Raw genomic sequence first — 21355 nt, forward strand, 5'->3', positions numbered from 1 at the left:
GCTCTCCCTTCGTGCAGACCGTCCCGCGAGCCCCCCTTCCGCTCTGGCTCGCGGTGCTGGTCGCTGCGGCCGCCGGCCCGGTGCTCGATGCGGGGTTCCCGGACAAGGACTGGTGGCCGCTGACGTTCGTCGGCATCGCGATGGTGCTGCTCGCGCAGCGCGGCCGCCGCGCAGGCTCGGCATTCCTGGTCGGGTGGGTCGCGGGGGAGGCGTTCTACCTCGTCCACGTGTCGTGGACGGCGTTGTACTTGGGCCCGGTGCCCTGGGTGGCCCTCTCGACACTGGAGGCCCTGTTCTGGGGTGTCGGCGGCATCCTGATCACGCTTGCGTACCGGTGGGTGCCGCGGGCTTTCCCGACCCTGCTCGGGCGGCTCGGACTGCTGCCGGTGATCGTGAGCGGCCTCTGGGTGCTGCGGGAGTTCGTGACCGGCACCTGGCCGTACGGCGGCTTCTCCTGGGGGCGCGTCGCCGAGTCGCAGTCCCTCAGCCCGCTCGCCCCGATGGTCGCGTGGATCGGTATCTCGGGTGTGAGCTTCGTGATGGTGTGGCTGGTGGCGTTCCTGCTTGAGCTTCCCGGCGCGCTGGATGTGCGAACGGTGCAGCGCTGGCTCCTGGCGGGAGCGGCAGTCGCCCTCGTGTTCGCGATTCCCGCCTGGCCCGCGACGACCAGCGGATCGACGCGGATCGCCGCCGTGCAGGGCAACGGACCGGCCGGGTACTTCGACAACGCGCCCGTCGGCGCGGTGTTCAACTCGCAGGTCGCGGAGACACTGCGCATCCCGTCGTCGCAGGTGTCCGGCGCGAAGAAGGTCGACATGGTGGTCTGGCCGGAGGGGTCCGCCCTGCCGGACCCGACGCGGGACCCCGACAATGCGGCGATCCTGGATGCGCTGAGCCGCAAGTTCGGAGCCCCGTTCGTCGTCGGAACGATCACCTCGCGTGACGACCGTCTCTACAACACCTCGCTCCAGTGGGAGGCCGGGAAAGGCGCCGTCGATTACTACGACAAGAAGCACCCCGTGCCGTTCGGGGAATACGTTCCCGACCGCGCGTTCTGGCGTCCCTTCGCTCCGCAGCTCATCGACCTAATCGGTCGCGACTACACGCCGGGGACGCGGGACAACGTCTTCGACGTCGGCGGCGTCCGCGCCGGCATCTCCATCTGCTTCGACATCGTCGACGACCAGCTGCTGACGGACATGATGCGCGGGGGAGCGCAGGTGATCCTCGCTCAGACCAACAACGCGGACTTCGGCGAAACGGACGAGAACCAGCAGCAGCTCGCGATCGCCCGACTGCGCGCGATCGAGGCGGGTCGGTCGCTGGTGAACATCTCGACGGTGGGAAGCAGCCAGATCATCGGGCCCGACGGTCGCACGATCAGCTCCATCCCGCCGTTCAAGCCAGGGCACATGGTCGCGGACGTCCCGCTCGGGACCACGACGACGCCTGCGACGCTGCTCAGCCGCGGGATCGAATTCCTGGTCGCCGGCCTCGGGCTGTTCGGCTTGATCGTCGCGTTCACCGCCCGGCGCGGGCCCCTGCCGACGACGAAAAGGCCGCTCCCACCGCAAGGGTGAGAACGGCCCGGTGGCCTGACGTGGTCAGGCGGTGTGCTTGTGCTCGCTGGTTCCGCGACGCGACCGCAGGTACTGCAGGCGCTCCTCGAGGAGTTCCTCGAGCTCGGCGCGGGTGCGGCGCTCCAGCAGCATGTCCCAGTGGCTGCGGGGGGTCTTGACGTCGGAGTGGTCGACCTCGACGGGGGTGTCGCCGATCAGCAGGCGCGCCTCCTGGCCGCAGTGCTTGCACTCCCAGGTCTCGGGGGCCTCGGCCTCGGCCGAGAACACGACGTCGGTCTCCTTGCCGCAGGTGAGGCAAAGATAGTTGTAACGGGAACGCGGAGAGTAGACGACGCCTTCTTCACTCTGTAGGCTTTGGGCGCCGATTCTCATGCCGCGCAAGCTTCGATCTGCCATTGTGTGGTCTCCTCTAGTGCGCGCGAATCCTCACAGTTATAAACGGTCAAGCTGGGGATTCTCTTTCCAGGAGAGCGTTTCTCCCAGTGCCCTCTCAGAGTCGGCAGCGCGAGGTCGCCGGTCGTCAGGTTCTTGACGCCACCACGGACTTCAGGATGTCGCAGCGGTCCGTGACGATGCCGTCGACCCCGAGGTCGAGCAGCCGGACCATGTCGGCGGGATCATTGACCGTCCACACGTGCACTTCGGCCCCGGCCGCGTGGATGCGCTCGACGGCCCGCCGTGTGACGATCCGCAGCGGACCACGTCGCTCGGGGACCTGGACGGCGACGAAACCGCGCAGAGCCCGTCGGACCAGAGGCACGATCCCGAACCGGGCGCCGATCAGGGCGGGGAAGAACTCAGACACGGCGGGGGAGGAGGCGACACCGGGGAGCGCGTCGGCGACGGCGCGTCTCCGCTCGCTCGAGAAGCTGGTGATGAGCACCCGCCCGGTCGCCCGGGCATCGCGGATGGCCGCCACCGCCGGTGCAGCTGCGCGCGCATCCTTCACGTCGATGTTGAAGCGCGCCTGCGGGGACGCATCAAGGGCCTCCGCGAGAGAGCAGAAGCCCTGCCCGTGACCCAGTTCGATGCGGCGCAGCTCGGTCATCGTCAGCTGGCCGACCTTCACGTTGCGCCCGGCGACCCGGGCGAGGTCCGGGTCGTGGGCGATGACGGCGACGCCGTCCGCCGAGGCGTGGATGTCGGTCTCGAGGTGCGTCGCACCCGCTGAGAGGGCGCGGAGGAACGCGAGGAGCGTGTTCTCCGGCGCGTCGAGGGCGAGGCCGCGATGCGCGATGACGCGCGTCGCGGCTCCGTCGAGGAACGTCACGGCGCGGTCGGCGCCGCCGGCCCGGTCTCGGCTGCCGGAGCGACCGGCGGCACCGACCCGGCCGCGGCTCCCGTCGCCGGTGGCCGTGGCGCGCCGGTGGTCGGGCCGAAGGCCTGACCGATGCCCTTCAGCGCCTCGGTCAGCTCGCTCGGGATGATCCACAGCTTGTTCGCGGGACCCTCGGCGAGCTTCGGCAGCGTCTGGAGGTACTGGTAGGCGAGCAGGAGGTTGTCCGGGTTGCCCTGGTGGATCGCACCGAAGACCGTCGTGATCGCCTGCGCCTCGCCCTCGGCGCGGAGGACCGCCGCCTTCGCGTCGCCCTCCGCCTTGAGGATCGCGGCCTGTCGCAATCCCTCGGCGTTGAGGATCTCGGACTGCTTGGTGCCCTCGGCCGTCAGGATGACAGCGCGCCGGTCACGTTCCGCGCGCATCTGCTTCTCCATCGAGTCCTGAATGGAGAGGGGCGGCTCGATCGCCTTGAGCTCCACGCGCGCCACACGGATGCCCCACTTCCCGGTGGCCTCGTCGAGCACGACGCGCAACTGTCCGTTGATGTTGTCGCGGCTGGTCAGCGCCTCTTCGAGGTTGAGGCCGCCGACGACGTTACGCAGCGTCGTGGTGGTGAGCTGCTCCACCGCGCCCAGGTAGTTGGCGATCTCGTAGGTCGCGGCGCGCGCATCGTTCACCTGGAAGTAGACGACCGTGTCGATCGACACGACCAGGTTGTCTTCGGTGATGACCGGCTGCGGCGGGAAGGAGACCACCTGCTCGCGCATGTCGATCAGCGGTCGCACCTTGTCGATGAACGGGACGACGACGTTGAGCCCCGGCATCAGTGTCTTGTGGTACCGGCCGAGCCTCTCGACGACGCCCGCCCGCGCCTGCGGGATGATGCGGATCGCGCGGAACAGCGTGACCAGCACGAAGATCGCGATGATCAGGACGATGACGCTGACCACGATGGTCAGGACCAGCTGGCTCGGATCGTTCACGGAGTGATCCTCTCGGTGAGGCCGTCGCTGCCTGCGGAGACCGGTGCGGGCGCGACGACGGCGGTCGCACCCTCGATCGAGACCACGATCACGTGCTCCCCGGGCACGAGCTCCCCGCGACCGCCGCCGGTGAAACCGCTGTCGGCGAGGCGCGAGGTCCAAGTCTCGCCGACCTGCAGCTTCACCAGGCCCGTCGTGGGCGTGACGGTCGAGACGACGACGCCGCCCATCCCGATCAGGCGGTCGATGTTGCTCTTCGCGGGGTCTCCGCCGCGCTTCAGTGCGCGGAGGAGCGGCGGCCGGATGAAGAAGATGAGGACGACGGAGAGGATCGCCGCGATGATCAGCTGGAGCCACCAGGGCGCTCCGAACAGGCCGGAGACGAGGCCGCCGAGGCTGCCGATGGCGATCATCAGGAAGACGAAGTCGAGCGTCAGCATCTCGATGATCACGAAGATCAGGATGAGGACGAGCCAGACGATCCAGGCGAAGGACGTGATGTCCATGACGTCCCCCTTTCACTGCTTTCTCCGACCGTATCAGGTGCGGCCCACGCCGATTCCACCCCTCTTGGTAGTCTCAGGATGCAGACATCGACGCCGAGGAGTTTTCGTGGCAAACCCCCTTTCACCTGGTTCGCTGACGGGCAAGCGTGCCCTCGTCACCGGCTCGTCGCGCGGGATCGGCGCCGACACCGCGCAGTACCTCGCCGAGGCGGGCGCGAGTGTCGTCATCAACTACCGCAATAAGGAGGCGCGGGCCCAGAAGCTCGTCGACTCCATCGTCGAGCAGGGCGGGACGGCCATCGCGGTCGGTGCCGACCTGACCGACCCGGACTCCGTCGAGGCCATGTTCCGGACAGTCGCCGACGCGTGGGGCGGCCTCGACATCCTGGTGCTCAACGCCTCCGGCGGCATGGAGTCCGGCATGGCCGTGGATTACGCCATGCAGCTCAACCGCGACGCGCAGGTGAACACGCTCACCGCGGCCCTCCCGCTGCTCGGCGAGAGTGCGCGCGTCGTCTTCGTCACCAGCCACCAGGCGCACTTCATCCGGACGACGCCGACCATGCCGGAGTACGAGGCCGTGGCACTGAGCAAGCGGGCGGGGGAGGATGCGCTGCGCGCGCTGCTCCCGTCGCTCACCGAGAAGGGCGTCGAGTTCGTCGTCGTCTCCGGCGACATGATCGAGGGCACCATCACGGCGACCCTGCTCAACCGTCTCAACCCGGGCGCCATCGACGCGCGCAAGGAGGCGGCCGGCCGCCTCTACAACGTCAGCGAGTTCGCGGCCGAGGTCGCCGCGGCCGTCGTCGACCCCATCCCCGCCGACCACACGCGCCTCGTCGGCGACGTGTCCAGCTTCACGCCGGTCGTCGAGTGAAGCCCGCCGACCTCGGTCTGCTGACCGGCGTCTCGACGCCCACCGTCCACCCCGGCGGCGCGAAGGCCGTCGTGTCGGTGACCCGCCCATCCCTGGAGGCGGACGCCACGGTCGGGCAACTGTGGAGCATCCCACTCACCGGTCACGCCGCTCCGCGCCTGCTGACCCGCGGGTTCCGCGACACGGCGCCGCGATTCTCGCCCGACGGACGCCTGCTCGCCTTCCTCCGCGCCGAGCCGAAGAAGGCGCCGCAGCTGTTCGTCGTCGACGCCGCCGGCGGCGAGCCGGTCGCCGTCACCGACCGCACCCTCGGCGTGTCCGAGTTCGCCTGGTCGCCCGACGCGCGGACGCTCGCCTTCGTCAGCCGTGTGCCCGAACAGGGCCGCTACGGCACGGTCGAGGGCATCGACCCGAACGGGGAGCCCGCCCGTCGGATCGACACCCTGAAATATCAGGCGAACGGCCTCGGCTACGTCACCGATCGGCGTGCCCACGTCTTCACCGTGCCGGTGCCGGACGTGTGGGCTGCGCCCATCCCGGACCCCGCGCCGAAACCGGACGGGTCGACCGACCTGGCGCCGTCAGTCACCGAACCGCGTCAGCTGACCGACGGGCCGTGGGACGACGGCGCGATCTCGTTCTCGCCGGACGGCCGGAGCATCGCCTTCATCTCCGAACGGCATGCCAGCCGCGACCTCGACCTCCGGTCGAACGTTTTTGTCGTCCCGGTCGACGGGGGAGAGGCGCGCGATCTGACCGGCTCGCACGGGTCGTACAGCGTGATCGCCGCGCACTACGCCGGCGGTGGCGCCCTGTTCTTCACCGCACAGGACGTCGGCCAGACCGGGCGCGACTTCGTCGCCAAGAACGCCGCGCTCTACGTGATCGACGCCGCGGGCTCCGCGCCGCGCCGGCTGACCGACCCGGAGTCGGTCGACTTCACCGAGTCCGACATCGCGCCGCGAGCCGACGACTCGGTGCTCCTCGTCGACCGCAGCCGCGGAGCGCTCGTCCTGACCGAGGTGAACGCGGGCGGGGGGAGCCGGCGCCTCACCGACGACCACACGGTCGTGGGCGGTGCGGATGCGGCGGGCGAGACGATCGTCGTCTCCTTCGCCGACGCGCGGACGACCGGAGACGCTGCCGTCGTCGAGGGTGCCGGTCTGCGCCGCCTGACCGACTTCTCGGCTCCGCTGCGCTCGACAGGCATCATCGAGCCGCGCGAGCTCACTCTCACCGGCCGCGACGGCTATCCCGTGCACGGCTGGGTGCTGGTCCCCGAGGGCGAAGGGCCGCATCCCGTGCTGCTCAACATCCACGGCGGGCCGTTCGCCTCGTACACGCACGCGCTCTTCGACGAGGCTCAGGTGTATGCCGCCGCGGGCTACGCGGTCGTCATGTCGAACCCGCGCGGTTCGGCGGGGTACGGCCAGGAGCACGGCCGGGTCATCCGTCAGCGGATGGGCACGGTAGACCTCACGGACGTGCTCGACTTCCTCGACGGCGCGATCGCCGAGGTCCCGGGCCTCGACGCCGAGCGCGTCGGGATCATGGGCGGCTCGTACGGCGGCTACCTCACGGCCTGGACGATCGCGCACGATCACCGTTTCGCTGCGTCGATCGTGGAGCGCGGATTCCTCGACCCGGACGCGTTCGTCGGGACCAGCGACATCGGCAGCTTCTTCGGCGACGAGTACACCGGCACGGACCCGGAGCTGATGCGGTCGCAGAGCCCGCAGGCCGTGGTCGACCAGGTGCGCACGCCGACGCTCGTGCTGCACTCATCCCACGACCTGCGCTGCCCGCTCGGGCAGGCCGAGCGCTACTACGCGGCGCTCAAGCGCAGGGGAGTGGAGACGGAACTCGTCATCTTCCCGGGCGAAGACCATGAGCTGAGCCGGAGCGGGCGTCCGCGCCACCGCCAGGAACGCTTCGACATCATCCTCGACTGGTGGGCGCAGCACCTCCCGAGCCGCAGCAACCACCGCTGAGCCCGGGGCGCGATTCGTGCCGAATGTGCGTTTTGGGCCTGCCTTTCCGCACATTCGGCACGAATCTACCGCGCTAGATCGTATACGATCAGGCGACGCGCGGCGTAGCGGCAGGGGAGTCGGTCGCCTTCAGCACCTCGCGTCCGAAGGTGAATGCCCGCACGATCCCGATCACGCCCAGGACGATCAGCGAGAACGCCGCGAAGAACAGCAGGAACACCGCGGACGACGCCGGCAGCACCAGCACGACGATGCCGGCGATGATGCTCAGGATGCCGAACGCGATGGCCCAGCCGGACGATGCGGCGCGTCCGGCTTCGGCCAGCGCCATGACGCCGTCGATGATCCAGCCGACGCCGATGAAGGCGATGGCGAAGATCACCAGCGTGACCGCTGCGGCCGAAACGTTCTTCAGTGCGACGATGCCGGCGAAAATGAGCAGGACTCCGAGAACGATGTTGAGCGCTCGGGAGCCGCCGCGCATACCGCGGCTGAAGATGCCGATCCCGAGGCGCATGATCCCGGCGACCAGGAAGTAGATCCCCAAGAAGATCGCCAGCACCGACAGCGTCTTCTCGGGCCAGAACAGCAGGACGATGCCGAGGATCAGTGCGACGGCGCCGCTGACGCCCAGCGCCGTGCGGATGGCGTTGATGGCCCCACGGGTCATGTTCCGGGCATCCAGCGAGAACTCGTGCAGCATCGGGTCGGTCGGATCTGTAGCGCTCATGACGTCATCCCTTCGAGAGCGGCGGCCGCTTCACAGGCGGTTCGTTGCTGACACTAGCGCGCCGCATGCGTGCTGTCAGGAGTCGGGATGTGCCGTGTCGTCGCGGGATATCGTTACGCTGATAATGCACATTATGTCAGATAGAGAACCGCGCGGCGCCTGGTCAGCCCTGCGCGCCGCCACTGCCGGCCACGGCGCGTTCGATGACGTCCACGACGTCCTGCGGGTTGGTCTGCATCACCAGGTGCGGCGCCTTCAGCTCGGTGACGTCGGCGATGCCGGCCCGGGTGTAGCCGAACCGTTCGACGTCGGGGTTGATGGTGTGGTCATCAGCCGAGACGATCCCCCACGCCGGCTTGGTCTTCCATGCTGCCGCGGACGCCTCTTCGGCGAACACGGATGCAGCCAGCGGTCGCTGGGAGACAGCGAGGACCTCGCTGACCCGCGGGTCGAGGCCCGCGGCGAAGATGTGCGGGAAAGCGTCGATCTTCACGGAGACGTCGGAGCCGTCCTCTTGGCCCGGAATGGGGAACGGCGTGAAGACGAGGTTTGCGATGAGCTCTGAATCGGGGAATCCTCCCTGCAGCTTCGAGATCGTCTCTCCGGTATCGAGGGCGTAGCCGGAGACGTAGACGAGCCCGACGACGTTGGCCGCCTCACCCGCGATCGTGATGACCGCTCCCCCGTACGAATGCCCCGCGAGCAGGACGGGTCCGTCGATGTGCTCGACGAGAGCCCGCAGGGATGCGGCGTCGGCAGCGAGGCTCCGCATGTACAAAGGTGGCGCGATCACGGTGTGGCCTCGATCGAGCAGGAGGCGGGTGACGGGCGCCCAGCTGGCGGCGTCGGCGAACGCTCCGTGGACGAGGACGATCGTTGGTGACGGCATGACATTCTCCTATCGCTCTGTAATTGGTCAGCAGGTTGGCCTGCGATTGGTCGGCAGGGTAGCCTCGGCCAATCCTGGGCGGCAAGCGAATTCCTGCTGAACCACGGCGTTGAGGACAGTCGTGTCGTGGACCTCGGAGAGCAACTCCTCAGTTGATGGTGTGAATCCGCGTGGCCGCAAGCGCGACGAACTCCGAGCCCCAGCCGGGGTTCTGTGACCAGATGGTCTCCTCCGTGTCCGCGATGTAATCGGCCGGAGTTCCCCGTGTGGCGGGGCTCGTACCAAGCCGGACCTCCACGTCGGACGCCGTGAAGCGAAGCTCACCCTGCTGCCTGAACAGCGGATGAAGCGTGACGGTGGTCTTGTCACCGAAGGTGGACGCCGTGGCTCCCCCGAGCGTCCAGTTGTACCAAGCCCCCTTCGGAGTGGTCGCGCCCAGATCAACACTCGATACGTCCGACGCCACAATGAGTGCAGCATCGTACGAAGGAATGCTCCCCTGGCCCAGAATGACGCCTAGTCGACCGCGGTGCACGACGAGGCGAACATCGAACAGAAGGAACTCCTCGAGGCTCGATGCGTCAGCCATGTCTACAGACGGAACCGGGAGCTCGCTTCTGGACCTGACCTGAAGCTCGTCACCGAATGTCGCCATGGCAGACATCTCCCCCTCTTGCTGCGTGCACTGAGAGCCCGGGTCGACCGGGCACGTTCTCCGCGGAGGGATGTGCCGCATCCGTCCGCTCAGAAGCTATCACCCTCCATAAACTCCCCTGGCGATCCTCGCTCACGTCGAACAGGGCGGAATGCGCCGCTCGGCATGACGCACGCTCACGGCTCGATCCGGCTCAGTCGCCTCTCTCGTGCTTGACGGCGAGCAGGTCGACGGTGTTCAGCTCAGGGTCCTTCGCGAGCAGATTCGGACCCACCTCGCCGAGTGCCTGTGGGATCGCGCCGTTCAGGTGCGCTTGCCGCGCATCCTCATCGCCGAAGGTGTCGAAGATGCCGAAATGGGTGTCGTCGATCTGGAAGGCGTACCAGGTGCGGGTTCCCGGCTCCTGGTCCACCACGGCTTTGCCCCCGATCAGGAATTCCTTCACCTCTGCCGCCTTGTCGGGCTTCGCTTCGAGCAGCGCCAGTACACCGAGCCTGAGTTCCATGAGATTCTCCTATCGGGTCGGGACGTCCCGACATCCGACATCGGAGGCGTCACGCCGGACGGTACCCCTCGGCGGGTGCGGCGGCCATTGCCCACTCGTCGCGACGCACCACTCGCCCGCTATTCCTGGTGGTGGTGCTGCTCACACTGGTATCAGCGGCACTGGACTCTGATCTTCCCTGCGGGTGGGGCCCCTCTTAGCCTCGTTGCCATGACCGCAATCATCGACACCGTGATGTCCCGCATCGAGGTCACCGACCTCGATGCGGCGCTGCCCGCCTACGAGACGCTCGCCGGCCCCGGTGACGTTCGCCGACTGGAGTTTCCTCAGTTCCGCATGGCGATCGTCGGCCCCTTCATGCTCATCGAGGGGACGCCGGAGCAACTCGCTCCCTACCGCCGAGCTGCGACGATCATGGCCGCCGACCACGAGGCGGCCGTCGCCGCATTCACGGGCGCAGGCGGTCGCGTTCTGGATGGTCCGACGCCGTCTGCCGGCGGAACGCGCACCATCGTTGCAGACCGGGATGGGAACCCGTTCGAGGTGTTCACGCCCGCGTCGTCCTGAGCACGCGCCAGTAGCAACGGCATCAGGTTCAGCCGGCGTCGAGCTCGTGGACGCCACCATACGGAACGAAGCGGCTCCCGAGCTTCTCCGCCGTCTCCTCGTCGGCCGGGAGGAACACCAGCATGGCGAGATCGTTCTGCTCGGCGACGTCGAGCTTGACGTAGTCGAGGTGCAGGACTCCGAGGCGATCGTGGCGCAGCTGTTTGCGGGCGGGCTCGAACCGCCGCGCCTGCTGTTCGCGCCAGAGTTCTGCGAACCGGGGGCTCGCCCCGATCAGGACATCACGCAGTTCTCCCCCGCGTGGGTCCTGGGGGTGCTGGGCGAGGTTGATCCGGAACTGACCCACCAGTTGGCGCGCCTCGGCCTCCCAGTCCACGAACAAGTTCCACGACCGCTTCTGGGTGAAGGTGAGCCAGAGGATGTTGCGCTCAGCGACGGGACGTTCGTCGTACCCGCCGAGGAGCTCCGCGTACATGTCGTTGCAGGCCAGGACGTCCCACCACACGTTCGTGACGTAGGCCGGATTCGGTTGCATGGTCTGCACAAGCCGTCGCAGTGCGTCATTCACCTGGGGAGGCTCCGGCGCCGCCGTCGGCAATGCCAGGCCGGCGAGAGTGAACAGCATGTCCCGGTCGTCTCGGCCGAGGCGGAGCGCGCGGGCGAGCGCTTCGATGACCTGCCGGCTCACCCCGATCTCCCGCGCCTGCTCCAACCAGGTGTACCAGGTCACGCTCACGCCGGAGAGCTGCGCGAGCTCCTCCCGCCGCAATCCGGGCGTCCGCCGTCGAGGGCCTCGAGGAAGGCCCACCGAGACGGGGTCGGTGGCTTCCCTGCGGGCGCGGAGAAAGGATGCGAGTTCATGGCGTTGGATCACATCGGACAATGTCATCACTCCTGACGGCGGGAAGCCTGGTGGCATTCATACCAGCATAATCACCATCTGTACCAGGATAAATAGCCGCAGCACCATGATGGCATGACCATTCACACCACCTCTCAGATCCGCTCCCCCGAGCAGAGCCTGCGGCCGGATCACTGGGTCTTTCCCGTCGTCCTGTTGGCCGTCGGCACCTTCGCTATCGGAACCGACTCCTTCGTCTTGGCCGGGATCCTGCCCCAGCTGGCCAGCGGGCTTCACATCTCCGAAGGCGCGGCCGGCCAGGTCGTCACCGCTTTCGCGATCACCTACGCCATCGCCGCGCCGTTCCTTTCGGTGCTCACTCACCGGGTGCCACGGAAAGCCTTGATAGCGATCGGCCTCGCCGTGTTCGTCGTGATGAACGCCGCCGGCGCGTTCGCCCCCACCTTCGCGGTTCTTCTCGTCACGCGCGTTCTGTGCGCACTGGGGGCTGCCAGCTTCACGCCCACTGCGAACGCGGTCTCGACGGTTTTCGCCGGACCGGCGGCCCGCGGTCGCGCCCTCTCGATCACTCTCGGCGGCATCGCCCTGGGCACGGTGTTCGGTGTGCCTGTCGGAACAGCCATCGGGCAGCACTTCGGCTGGCAGGCCAGCCTGCTGTTCGTCGCCGCAGTCGGCCTGGTAGCGCTCATCGCCCTGTCCGTCGTCCTCCCCCACCTCGCCGGCGAGGCGGTCGTTCCCCTCCGCCGGCGTTTCGGCGTGATGGGAGACCCGCGGGTCATCCTGGTCGTCCTGGTGACGGCGGTCGCCACCGGATCCGGCATCCTCGTGTACACCTACATCGCTCCGATCGTGCACACCATCGCCGGGATCTCCGGTGGAACACTCGCGATCGCCTTGCTGATCTGGGGCGTCGGAGGCGCCGTCGGCGCCTTCGGATGCGGATGGTTCACCGACCGGATCGGCGCGGGGCCGACCTCCGCGCTCGGCATCGCCGTGCTCGCGGCGGCGCTGGCCGTCATCGCGTTCGCCGGCTCACCTGTCGTAGTGCTGATCGCGATGTTCTTCGGTGGAGTGGGCAGCTGGGCGTTCGTGGCCCCGAACAACCACATGCTCACCGGCCTCCACCCGACCATGGCGAGCGTCGTGATCTCCTTCAACTCGACGGGCACGTACGTCGGTCAAGCTGCTGGTGCTGCGGTGGGCGGCGTTCTGCTCGTGAGCGGCCTCGGCGCCACGCCCACCGTGCTCATCGCGGTCGCCGGACTGGTCGTCGCCGCCATCCTCGCGCTTGCAGCGTGGCGCGCTACCCGGGTACGCGGCTGAGGGGGTGGACGATATGGCACGCATCACGGACGCGGCAGACCCCGCCGCCCTTCAATACGTCCTCGACCGTCTCGCGATTCAGGATCTGATCGTCCAATACGCCTTCGGCCAGGACCTTCACGAAAACGGGGATAACGAGGTCCAGCAGCAGTGGGATGTCGTCTTCTCCCCCGACGCTGTCCTCGACTACCGCGCGGGCGGCGCAGCCGCAGACATCGACTACCGCACACTGATCGCCACGATGCGCGGGCCGGGAGGCACGATGTCGGGGCTCGAGAACTGGCAGCACTTCCAGGGCTTCGCCGCCGTCGACATCGACGGCGACACCGCCACGGCTCGCACGCAGCACCTGCACACCCACTCCGGAATGACGGACGGCGCGGGATGGAACCTCATGCAGACGGGATTCTTCGTCGACCGCCTCGAGCGCCGCCCTGAAGGATGGCGCATCGTCCACCGGACCCTCGAGATCCTGTGGATGCAGACCTTTCCCGCTCTCTAGCCGACCGACGCCGGCTCGCACGCCCGTCCTCAGCGCGTTGATCGCGCCGAGGCGGGCGTGCGGGTCCCGTCGATCAGCACACCCAGCCACGGATGCGCGTCCGCCCCGCGGCGCAGCCCTTCGGGAAGGCCGGCGACGACGGCCAGGAGATCGTTCGCCGTGATGTCCTCGCGAACCATGCCGGCCACTTGGGCATCCTCGAGGATCCTGGCCGTCTCTTCCTTCATGGGGCCGCATGCGGTGGCGATCACCGACGCGTCGTCGCCGAGGGCCTCGACGAGCACGCTCCTCAGGCCGCGGTAGCCCGCGGGCATGCGATCGAACTCGGCCAACCATGCTTCGTAGGCCTGCATCGGTTCCAGCTCGGCACGGAGCTGCGCAGCTCGGTCGGCCAGGTCTGCGAATGTCGAGGCGAGCAGCGCAGCGAGCAGATGCTCCCGCGTGGGAAAGTGCCGGTACAACGTGCCCTTCCCGACTCCGGCGACGCGGGCCACCTCTTCGAGAGGCAGCGCCGTGCCGGTCGACGCGAACACCTGCGCACCAGCCTCCAGAAGGCGTTTGACGTTCCGTTCGGCGTCGGCTCGTCGCGGTCTCTCCGTCGTCGTCATGACCCTCCTTGCAAAACGGACGCGCCGTCCATATCGTTAATCGGACGTAGCGTCCATTTTACGCATAGGAGAGAACATGGCAGACCGCCTCACGGGAAAGACCGCCCTCGTCACGGGTGCGACGAGCAACATCGGCGCCGCGATCGCCGAACGATTCGCCGCGGAGGGAGCCACGGTCGTCGTTTCGGGGCGTTCCGCCGAGCGTGGCCAAGCGGTGGTCGACCGCATCATCGCAGCGGGCGGGCGCGGCAGCTTCGTCGCCGCCGACCTCGACGGGACCAAGCATGCATCGGAGCTCCTCGCCGACCAGGCGCGGGAAGCGCTCGGCGGCCGCGTCGACATCCTCGTGAACAACGCGGGCGTCTTCCCCGGCGGCCCGACTCCCGCCATCACCGAAGAGATGGCCGACCTGGTCTACGCCGTCAACGTCAAAGCACCGTTCTTCCTCGTTGCCGCCTTGGCCCCGGCGATGGTCGAACGCGGAACGGGGAAGATCATCAACATGGGTTCCTGGGGCGCGCGGCTGGGTATCGCCGGCTCGGCGCTCTACACCTCCTCGAAGGGGGCGATCGAGTCGCTGACCCGCGCGTGGGCCGCGGAGTTCGGGCCGGCGGGTGTCAACGTGAACGCCATCTCCCCCGGGGTGATCCGCGAGACGGAACCCGGGCCGGGAGAGCGCGGTGAGACGCTCATGTGGGGCACGCCTGTCGGTGCGAGCGGCCGTCCGGACGTGATCGCGGCTGCTGCCGTGTACCTGGCAAGCGACGAGTCGGATTTCGTCCACGGCTCGGTCCTGGACATCGACGGTGGACGGACCGGCGTCGCCGTCCGCGGAGCCGCCCCCGCGGCGTGACGGGTTGGGCGGCCTGCCCGGCAGCGTTGCCGGCAGGCCGCCCTGTCACCGATGGGTCGGTGTCATGACGGCGTCACGGTGCGTTCCACCCGGACCGAGTGGATCCCTACCGTGGTCGGGCGCATGAAGTTCTCCCGCGCCCGATGCGCGCGTCGATACGCCTCGGTGTCGAGGGCCTGTGCCATCGCCTCGGCGGAATCGAAGGTGATCTCGACGACCGCATCGATCGGGTCCTCGGATCCGTCGTTGAACTGATCGACGACGTAATGCTGGCGATACGACTGCACCTGCGGCATCCGCGTGTACGTGGGTCCGTACTCGAGCTCCATGAAGTGACGGAACTCCCCGGTGCTGACAGTAGGCAGCTTTCGGATCAGGGTGATCAAGCGCAGCGGCTCAGACATGAGCGTCCGCCTTCCGGGAGGTGAGGTCGTCGGCGATGGATGAGTTGTCATGGGGTGCTGTGGTCACCTGACTGATGTTCGCAGCGTTCCGACACGTCATCCTGGTGCCGGTTGCACCACGCTGACGGCGTATCGCACGTTGACCGGGTCGGGTCCACGAGTTAGGTTAACGACGTTTACCTGATCAACTGCGTTTACCAAGGAGTCTCATGACCCACCACGACCACGTCGGTCTTTCCGTAGCGGACCTCGATGCGCAGAGAGCCTTCTACGCGGCGGCCCTCGGCCTCAGCGAGGTCGAGGAAGAATTCTCCATGCCCGAGGCCGGAGTACGGTCGACGATCATCCGCTCCCCGCAAGGGCTCAAGCTCGAGCTCATCGAGCGAGTCGGCTCAATCCCCCAGCGATTCGCCGACCCGTACGACGGAGCCGGAACTCAGGGATACTTCCACTGGGCCATCGCTGTGGACGATCTCCAGACCACATTCGACGCGATGCTCTCTGCCGGCGCTGGCATCGTCAGCCCTCCGGCCGACGCTGTCCGACCGGGCCAGCGCTTCGCATACGTGCGCGACCCCGAGGGCAACCTGCTCGAACTCATTCAACCCGCTCGGCCGTAAGCGATACGGTCACTCACATGACCGCCACGCCTCGCCCCGTCGGGCACCACCACGGAGACCTCCGCAATGCGCTTGAGGAAGCCGCCCTCGAACTGGTTGCCGAGCGCGGAGCGAACGGTTTCAGCCTCAGCGAGGCCAGTCGTCGCGCCGGTGTCACGAAGGCCGCGCCCTACCGTCATTACGCCGATCGAGAGGATCTGCTGGCATCGCTCGTTCTGCGCTGCTATCGAATGCAGGAACAACGGTTCGGCGCCGCGATGGAGTCCGCCTCCGATCCCGCAGACGCCCTCGCAGCCTTCGCCAGGGCGTACGTCCAATTCGCTGCGGACGAGAGCGCACTGTTTCAGCTCACCTTCGGCGGATCGATCCGAAAACACGACCACCCGGACGTCCAAGAGGCAGGCGACAGACTGCTCCACACACTCACGGAAAAGCCCCGGGCGCTCGGCCTTGAAGACGAACGCTCACTGGACCTCGTCCGTAACGTCGCGGCCAGCTCCCACGGGTTCGCCGTGTTCCACCTCGAGGGCGTGATCCCGGACCTTTCCTCCGCCCTCGATGTGGCGGAGGTCGCTGCTCGGCATTTAGCCGGCGACGTGTCCTGACGCCGCTGTCGTCGGGCACTCGTAAAGTGGTGGCGGTGATCACGATCGTCTCTGCTCCCACCAACCTGGGACTCCGACCGCCACAGCCCGGAAGCGTCCCCGGAGCGGCGAAGGCCTCGGAAGCCTTGCGCGAGGCCGGGATGTACGACCGGCTCTCCTCGACGGGTGCGCGGGACGGCGGTGTGGTGCTGCCCGGCCGTTACGTGGACGACGACGCGACGCGCGCACCGGGCCGCATCCGGAATCACGATCAGCTCGTCGATCACACCGGGCGTCTGGCGGAGCGGATCGAGGACGTCTGGGATGCCGGGCGCACTCCCCTCGTGCTCGGCGGCGACTGCAGTGTGCTCCTGGCTGGCGGGGTGGCGACCGCTCGGCGCGGACGCGCGGGACTGATCCACATCGATGGTCACACTGACTTCCGCCACCCGGGCAACAGCGACGCGTGCGCCAGCTTGGCGGGAGAAGACCTCGCAGCCGTCGTCGGCCTGCACTACAGCGAGCTCGCCGACCTCGGGGGCCTCTCCCCCTACGTCGAACCCCGCCGCGCCGCTCACTTCGGTCACCGTGCGAACGATGAGCACGCTGCGGAGGCGCGCGAGCGGCTGGGCGAGGTCGTGCCAGCGGCAGCACTCACCGATTCAGGGGTCGAGGCGGTGAGCGAGCGGTTGCGGCGCGCGGCGGGCCCGGCCTATTGGTTGCAGGTCGACGTGGATGTGCTCGATCCGTCGATCATGCCGGCGGTGGACAGCCCGGACGACGGCGGGATCACCGCATCCCAGCTCACCGAGCTTCTCCGAGCTCTGGCGCCGGATGCCGTCGGCGCCTCTGTGACCGTGTTCGACCCGGATCTCGACCCGCACGGAGACTATGCCCGCCTCCTCGTCGATGTCCTGGTGTCCGGCCTCTCATCGCTCGGTGCTCGCAGCAGGCGCCCCGGGAACGGGGATCGGTAAGCCGCTGGCGAACGCTCCCCCGGCGTCGGTTTCTGGCGCGCACACTCGTTGCATGTCGAATGCCGATGCCGATGCCGATGCGCTGGACGCGTACTCCACTGTGGTCGTGCGCGTCGCCGCCGCCGTGAGCCCGGCGGTCGCCGCCGTGACCGCGCGCACCGCTCGAGGGGTGGGTCTCGGCAGTGCCACGGTCGTCTCTGCCGATGGGCACCTCCTGACCAGCGCGCACGTCGTGGAGAGCGCGACGAGCGTCGATCTGGCGTTCGGAGATGGAACCCGCGTGCACGCGCGGGTCGTCGGCAGGGACCCGCTGTCCGACCTCGCCATTCTGAAAGCCGACGAACCCACGCCGCCACCGGTGGCGTTGGGCGACGCCGCCGCGCTTCAGGTGGGCCAGCTCGTCGTCGCTGTCGGCAATCCGTTCGGTCTGGCGGGAAGCGTGACAGCCGGGATCGTATCGGCGCTCGGCCGTTCACTGCCGACCCGGGCGGGTCGGGTGGTCGACGAGGTCATTCAGACCGATGCAGCCCTCAACCCCGGGAACAGCGGCGGAGCGCTCGCCGACAGTTCGGCCCGCATGATCGGTGTGAACACCGCCGTCGCGGGCACAGGCCTGGGGCTCGCCGTGCCCGTGAATGCCACGAGCAGGCGGATCATGGAGACCCTCATGCGCGAGGGGCGCGTGCGCCGCGGCTGGCTGGGCATCGCCGGTGCGGAGATCGCGCTCCAGGATGCGATCGCGCGGAAGGCCGGCGCGCGGACCGGCATCCAGGTCATGACCGTCGTGCCGAGCAGCCCGGCGGACCTCGCGGGTATCCGACCCGGCGACGTTCTGATCTCCCTCGACCGGACGCCGATCCACTCCGTGGCAGACCTGCAGCGCCTGATGATCGCGAGCACCATCGGCCGCCGCCTCGAGCTGACCGTCTGGCGCAACGGCGCCCTCGTCGACGCGGTCGTCGAGCCCACTGAGCTCGCCGACGCGTGATCGGACGCCAACGCCTCCGTCATGATGCAGGTGAACACCATCGGGGCGTTCGTGCGCGCCCTGCTGCCCATCCACCTGACCGCCGGCCACACGATCACCTACGGCGTCTGGGTCGCCATCAACCCCGACGACCTCGGGCGAGTGTTCGATACGTGGTGGTCGGCGGAATACCCGGACCTCGTCGTCGATGGTCTCCTGGCCAACACCATCGAGCCGTGGGGGCTTCTGGGCGCGCCGGTGAAACTGAGGGTGATCGATCCGGACCACACGCCGTACTGTGTCGACAGCGTCGACGGCCGGATGCGCTCAGTCCTCACGGACGAGTGGGATCACGACCTCGTCCTCTCCATGCTCAGCTGATCGCAGGCGCCGACGCGTCGTGGTCAGAGCCCGTCAGGCTTCCGCCACTCGATGACCTCCAGGTCGGGCTGAGCCTCCAGACTGAGCATCAACCCTTCTGATCCGCTCACCTTCGTGCCCAGCAGATCCCAATCCGTCCAGACGAACCAGCTGTGATCCGTCGGCCAGAGGTTGCTGGGTGTCGCCCGGAACTTCCCGCCGTTGTCGGACAACAGCTCCGGGACCCGGCGCAGCGGGAGCTGGTACATGTTCACAGTGTCGAAATCCATCGTGGACAACCCGCCGAAATAAGCGATGCACTCCTGCTCGGGGCCGTCCGCCGAGTGGGTGGCGAGCACATCCAGCAGTGCGTCGAGGTCTTCGGCTTCGAGAGATCCTTCTTCGGGCGGCAAGATATTCGTGGGCCACGGTTGCCAGGGAAACCACGCCAGGCTCGGCGGTAGGTCCTGTGCGCTCGGATTCACCCCGAGGTCGGCCAGGAGCGGGACCCATCGCAGGCGATCCGCGTCGTCAGGCGCCGTGAGGGAGCCGAGCCCTGCTGTCCGATACATCCTGTGCAGTACCCAGCGAGACGCCGGCCAGCCGACCTGATCGAAACCTGTGGTGACCTGCCATTTCGGCAGAGCAGCAAACCACTTCAGCTCGCGGCGCGCTTGCCCACGACGCAACTCACGCATGATCTGAAACTAACAGTCGACGCGATACCTTCCGCCGTGCCTGCCCTGGCCACCCCGTTAGGCGGACCACGGCTCCGCAGCGTGCGCGAGCCACACCTGCTGCGGGTCGAGGGAGCGGATGAGGCGCTGGCCCTCGGTCTCCGGCGCGTCGAGTTCTCCGAACCACACGGCGGTGTCGCCGGCGATGACGATGGGCCGCTCCCCCGTCTCCACCACGACGATCTGCGAGCCGCGGGTGTGCCCGGGCGCCGGGACCAACCGGATGCCGGGCAGCAGCTCGAGTTCTCCGTCGACCGGCGTGTACTCGACGCCGGGCGCATCCACCCACTCCCGGATCGTGTAGTCGTCCCGGGTGCGCGCATCCTCGAGTTCCGCCCTCTGCACATAGATCGGGCGTCCGGCGAAGAGATGGTTTCCGCCGCAGTGGTCGAAGTGCAGGTGCGTGTTGACGACCGCGGTGATGCTGTCGAGGTCGACGTCCGCGTGCTCGCTCAGAGGCTCCAGCTGCGGGTCCATGTCGGCGACAGCAGGATGCAGCGCGGTGAGCCCGGTGTCGACCAGGATGCGACCGTCGGGGTGATCGATGAGGTGGACGAACACCGGAAGCCGCCGGTCCTCCCCCACGAGAAGGCTCGCGACGCGGACAGGAGTGACGGTGACGGACGTTGTCATGCGGTCACAGTACCGGCAATGGGCACAAAAAATGCGAGGAATATCACCTCGCATTTCCAGAATATATCAGGCCAGGGGGCTTGCCACAAGAGTCCCCTCCCCCGGCAGACTGCACTCTCGGCCGATTCCAGCAGGAGGGCACAGCACCGTGAGCATCGTCGTCGCCAGTCAGACCATCACCGCCGACGGGTACGCCGCCGGCATCAACCAGACCGAGGAGCGCCCCTTCGGCGAGGACGGCGGAGACGGATGGGGTGACCGGCTCCACGCGTGGATGTTCGACCAGGGCGACGAGAACCGGGCGGAGGTCGAGCAGATGGCCGGCGCCCGCGCGCACATCATGGGCCGGAACATGTTCGGGCCGGTTCGCGGCGAGTGGGATCGCGACTGGAACGGGTGGTGGGGCGACGATCCGCCCTTCCACGGTCCCGTCTTCGTGCTCACCCACCACGCGCGCGAGCCGCAGCGGATGGAGGGTGGCACCACTTATCACTTCGTCACCGACGGCATCGAGTCGGCATTGGCGCAGGCGCGGGAGGCCGCGGGTGACGGCGAGATCTCCATCCAGGGCGGCGCGGACACGATCAACCAGTACCTCGCGGCTGGGCTGGTCGACGAGCTGCGGCTGCACATCGTCCCGTTCACTCTCGGTGCCGGCGCCCGCCTGTTCGACGGGGTGCCTCCGCTGAACCTGGAACAGGTCTCCGCCCGAGCGGCGAGCACGGTCGTCCACGTCACCTACCGGGTACTGCGGGATGCAACGAGAAGGAGCAAGTGATGGCGACAGTCCTCTACATGTCGGTTTCGCTCGACGGATACGTGTCGACGCCCGACGACTTCCTCGGCGGCACCGACGGCAACCGCCTGCACGACTGGTACGAACCCGGTGGAGACCCGGACGCGCTGACCGGGGAGGCGAAAAACCTCGCGGGAGAGCTCGACCAGATCGGCGCCGTGGTCACCGGCCGGCGCACCGCCGAGCTGATGGACCACTGGGGCGGGGACGTGCACAACGGCGTTCCCATCTTCGTCCCGAGCCACCGGCCGCCCGGGCCGGCAGCCCGCTGGGGCTACCCGAACGTCACGTACGTGCTCGACGGCATCGCGAGCGCGATGAAACAGGCGGTCGCCGCGGCCGGTGAACGCAACGTCTACGTCCAGGGCGGCTACACCGCGCAGAAGGCGCTCGAAGAAGGGGTGCTGGATGAGATCCAGATCCATCTGATCCCGGTGCTGCTGGGCGGCGGGCATCGCCTGTTCGACGTGCTCCCCGCCGAGATCGAGCTCGAGATCGTGAAGGTCATCGACACGCCGCACGCCACCCACATCCGCTACCGGGTGCTGCGCTGATCCCCTGACGCTT

The 21355-nt window shown here is 68.0% G+C and carries 27 protein-coding genes; 14 read left to right on the forward strand and 13 right to left on the reverse strand.

Annotation, left to right across the window (positions count from 1 at the left end):
* The first annotated feature begins 11 nt into the window (after positions 1–11).
* Complete coding sequence (lnt, locus tag BLR91_RS07840; RefSeq protein ID WP_089875959.1) at positions 12–1580, forward strand: apolipoprotein N-acyltransferase; 1569 nt, start codon at positions 12–14, stop codon at positions 1578–1580.
* A 24-nt stretch (positions 1581–1604) separates the two neighbouring features.
* Here lnt and BLR91_RS07845 read toward each other — a convergent pair whose 3' ends face one another.
* The 4 genes from BLR91_RS07845 to BLR91_RS07860 all read right to left on the reverse strand — a co-directional run bounded on the left by BLR91_RS07845 (position 1605) and on the right by BLR91_RS07860 (position 4348).
* Positions 1605–1976, reverse strand: a complete 372-nt coding sequence (locus tag BLR91_RS07845) for an RNA polymerase-binding protein RbpA (protein WP_026307176.1) — start codon at positions 1974–1976, stop codon at positions 1605–1607.
* Between the two features lie 124 nt (positions 1977–2100).
* Positions 2101–2850, reverse strand: a complete 750-nt coding sequence (locus BLR91_RS07850; protein WP_089875957.1) for a glycerophosphodiester phosphodiesterase family protein — start codon at positions 2848–2850, stop codon at positions 2101–2103.
* Positions 2847–3842, reverse strand: a complete 996-nt coding sequence (locus tag BLR91_RS07855; protein WP_089875955.1) for an SPFH domain-containing protein — start codon at positions 3840–3842, stop codon at positions 2847–2849. The genes BLR91_RS07850 and BLR91_RS07855 overlap by 4 nt, the downstream gene beginning before the upstream one ends.
* Positions 3839–4348, reverse strand: coding sequence for an NfeD family protein (locus tag BLR91_RS07860; RefSeq protein WP_089875953.1), 510 nt, complete (start codon positions 4346–4348; stop codon positions 3839–3841). The genes BLR91_RS07855 and BLR91_RS07860 overlap by 4 nt, the downstream gene beginning before the upstream one ends.
* Before the next feature lie 106 nt (positions 4349–4454).
* Between BLR91_RS07860 and BLR91_RS07865 the strand changes: the two genes are divergently transcribed.
* Complete coding sequence (locus BLR91_RS07865) at positions 4455–5225, forward strand: SDR family oxidoreductase (protein WP_089875951.1); 771 nt, start codon at positions 4455–4457, stop codon at positions 5223–5225.
* On the forward strand, positions 5222–7216 hold the full coding sequence (locus BLR91_RS07870; RefSeq protein ID WP_089875950.1) for a S9 family peptidase: 1995 nt from the start codon (positions 5222–5224) through the stop codon (positions 7214–7216). Before BLR91_RS07865 ends, BLR91_RS07870 begins: the two co-directional genes overlap by 4 nt.
* 88 nt (positions 7217–7304) lie before the next feature.
* Here the strand turns inward: BLR91_RS07870 and BLR91_RS07875 are convergent, their stop codons facing one another.
* The 4 genes from BLR91_RS07875 to BLR91_RS07890 all read right to left on the reverse strand — a co-directional run bounded on the left by BLR91_RS07875 (position 7305) and on the right by BLR91_RS07890 (position 9995).
* Positions 7305–7946: an HdeD family acid-resistance protein gene (locus tag BLR91_RS07875; protein WP_089875948.1), complete on the reverse strand. Its 642-nt coding sequence runs from the start codon at positions 7944–7946 to the stop codon at positions 7305–7307.
* 163 nt (positions 7947–8109) lie between these two features.
* Positions 8110–8835, reverse strand: coding sequence for an alpha/beta fold hydrolase (locus BLR91_RS07880; protein ID WP_089875946.1), 726 nt, complete (start codon positions 8833–8835; stop codon positions 8110–8112).
* A 148-nt stretch (positions 8836–8983) separates the two neighbouring features.
* On the reverse strand, positions 8984–9424 hold the full coding sequence (locus BLR91_RS07885) for a hypothetical protein (RefSeq protein WP_157694651.1): 441 nt from the start codon (positions 9422–9424) through the stop codon (positions 8984–8986).
* Between the two features lie 259 nt (positions 9425–9683).
* Complete coding sequence (locus BLR91_RS07890; RefSeq protein ID WP_089875943.1) at positions 9684–9995, reverse strand: putative quinol monooxygenase; 312 nt, start codon at positions 9993–9995, stop codon at positions 9684–9686.
* Between the two features lie 210 nt (positions 9996–10205).
* Between BLR91_RS07890 and BLR91_RS07895 the strand changes: the two genes are divergently transcribed.
* Complete coding sequence (locus tag BLR91_RS07895) at positions 10206–10562, forward strand: VOC family protein (protein WP_089875941.1); 357 nt, start codon at positions 10206–10208, stop codon at positions 10560–10562.
* Positions 10563–10590: 28 nt separating this feature from the next.
* On the opposite strand, the gene BLR91_RS07900 is transcribed toward BLR91_RS07895, so the two are convergent.
* Positions 10591–11436, reverse strand: coding sequence for a helix-turn-helix transcriptional regulator (locus BLR91_RS07900; RefSeq protein WP_231918851.1), 846 nt, complete (start codon positions 11434–11436; stop codon positions 10591–10593).
* A 102-nt stretch (positions 11437–11538) separates the two neighbouring features.
* Between BLR91_RS07900 and BLR91_RS07905 the strand changes: the two genes are divergently transcribed.
* Both BLR91_RS07905 and BLR91_RS07910 read left to right on the forward strand, forming a co-directional pair.
* Positions 11539–12747 (forward strand): MFS transporter, encoded by a 1209-nt coding sequence (locus BLR91_RS07905; protein WP_089875939.1) that lies wholly within the window; start codon positions 11539–11541, stop codon positions 12745–12747.
* A 13-nt stretch (positions 12748–12760) separates the two neighbouring features.
* Positions 12761–13249 (forward strand): nuclear transport factor 2 family protein, encoded by a 489-nt coding sequence (locus tag BLR91_RS07910; RefSeq protein WP_089875937.1) that lies wholly within the window; start codon positions 12761–12763, stop codon positions 13247–13249.
* Between the two features lie 29 nt (positions 13250–13278).
* Here BLR91_RS07910 and BLR91_RS07915 read toward each other — a convergent pair whose 3' ends face one another.
* Positions 13279–13857 (reverse strand): TetR/AcrR family transcriptional regulator, encoded by a 579-nt coding sequence (locus BLR91_RS07915; RefSeq protein WP_089875935.1) that lies wholly within the window; start codon positions 13855–13857, stop codon positions 13279–13281.
* Positions 13858–13933: 76 nt separating this feature from the next.
* Between BLR91_RS07915 and BLR91_RS07920 the strand changes: the two genes are divergently transcribed.
* Positions 13934–14710, forward strand: a complete 777-nt coding sequence (locus BLR91_RS07920; protein ID WP_089875933.1) for an SDR family NAD(P)-dependent oxidoreductase — start codon at positions 13934–13936, stop codon at positions 14708–14710.
* 62 nt (positions 14711–14772) lie between these two features.
* On the opposite strand, the gene BLR91_RS07925 is transcribed toward BLR91_RS07920, so the two are convergent.
* Positions 14773–15114, reverse strand: coding sequence for an EthD family reductase (locus BLR91_RS07925; protein ID WP_018191058.1), 342 nt, complete (start codon positions 15112–15114; stop codon positions 14773–14775).
* Between the two features lie 209 nt (positions 15115–15323).
* On the opposite strand from BLR91_RS07925, the gene BLR91_RS07930 reads away from it, so the two are divergent.
* The 5 genes from BLR91_RS07930 to BLR91_RS07950 are packed head-to-tail and all read left to right on the forward strand — an operon-like array spanning position 15324 to position 18643.
* A complete protein-coding gene (locus BLR91_RS07930) occupies positions 15324–15734 on the forward strand; it encodes a VOC family protein (RefSeq protein WP_089875931.1) in 411 nt (136 codons plus the stop codon).
* A gap of 17 nt (positions 15735–15751) precedes the next feature.
* Positions 15752–16339: a TetR/AcrR family transcriptional regulator gene (locus BLR91_RS07935; protein ID WP_089875929.1), complete on the forward strand. Its 588-nt coding sequence runs from the start codon at positions 15752–15754 to the stop codon at positions 16337–16339.
* Positions 16340–16374: 35 nt separating this feature from the next.
* A complete protein-coding gene (locus BLR91_RS07940; RefSeq protein WP_089881490.1) occupies positions 16375–17295 on the forward strand; it encodes an arginase family protein in 921 nt (306 codons plus the stop codon).
* A 52-nt stretch (positions 17296–17347) separates the two neighbouring features.
* Entirely contained in the window at positions 17348–18283 is a 936-nt protein-coding gene (locus BLR91_RS07945; protein WP_089875927.1) for a S1C family serine protease, read from the forward strand.
* Positions 18284–18304: 21 nt separating this feature from the next.
* Positions 18305–18643, forward strand: a complete 339-nt coding sequence (locus BLR91_RS07950) for a hypothetical protein (protein ID WP_089875925.1) — start codon at positions 18305–18307, stop codon at positions 18641–18643.
* A gap of 23 nt (positions 18644–18666) precedes the next feature.
* Here BLR91_RS07950 and BLR91_RS19985 read toward each other — a convergent pair whose 3' ends face one another.
* The gene (locus tag BLR91_RS19985; protein ID WP_157694650.1) at positions 18667–19320 is read right to left on the reverse strand and encodes a hypothetical protein; all 654 of its coding nucleotides are present in this window, start codon (positions 19318–19320) and stop codon (positions 18667–18669) included.
* Between the two features lie 57 nt (positions 19321–19377).
* Positions 19378–19992, reverse strand: coding sequence for an N-acyl homoserine lactonase family protein (locus BLR91_RS07960; protein ID WP_089875920.1), 615 nt, complete (start codon positions 19990–19992; stop codon positions 19378–19380).
* A gap of 148 nt (positions 19993–20140) precedes the next feature.
* Here BLR91_RS07960 and BLR91_RS07965 point away from each other — a divergent pair, with 148 nt between their 5' ends.
* Together BLR91_RS07965 and BLR91_RS07970 are read left to right on the forward strand one after the other, a co-directional pair.
* The gene (locus tag BLR91_RS07965; protein ID WP_089875917.1) at positions 20141–20770 is read left to right on the forward strand and encodes a dihydrofolate reductase family protein; all 630 of its coding nucleotides are present in this window, start codon (positions 20141–20143) and stop codon (positions 20768–20770) included.
* Complete coding sequence (locus BLR91_RS07970; RefSeq protein ID WP_197674313.1) at positions 20770–21342, forward strand: dihydrofolate reductase family protein; 573 nt, start codon at positions 20770–20772, stop codon at positions 21340–21342. Before BLR91_RS07965 ends, BLR91_RS07970 begins: the two co-directional genes overlap by 1 nt.
* Positions 21343–21355 lie beyond the last annotated feature (13 nt).

This window comes from Leifsonia sp. 466MF (assembly GCF_900100265.1).
Lineage (GTDB): Bacteria > Actinomycetota > Actinomycetes > Actinomycetales > Microbacteriaceae > Leifsonia.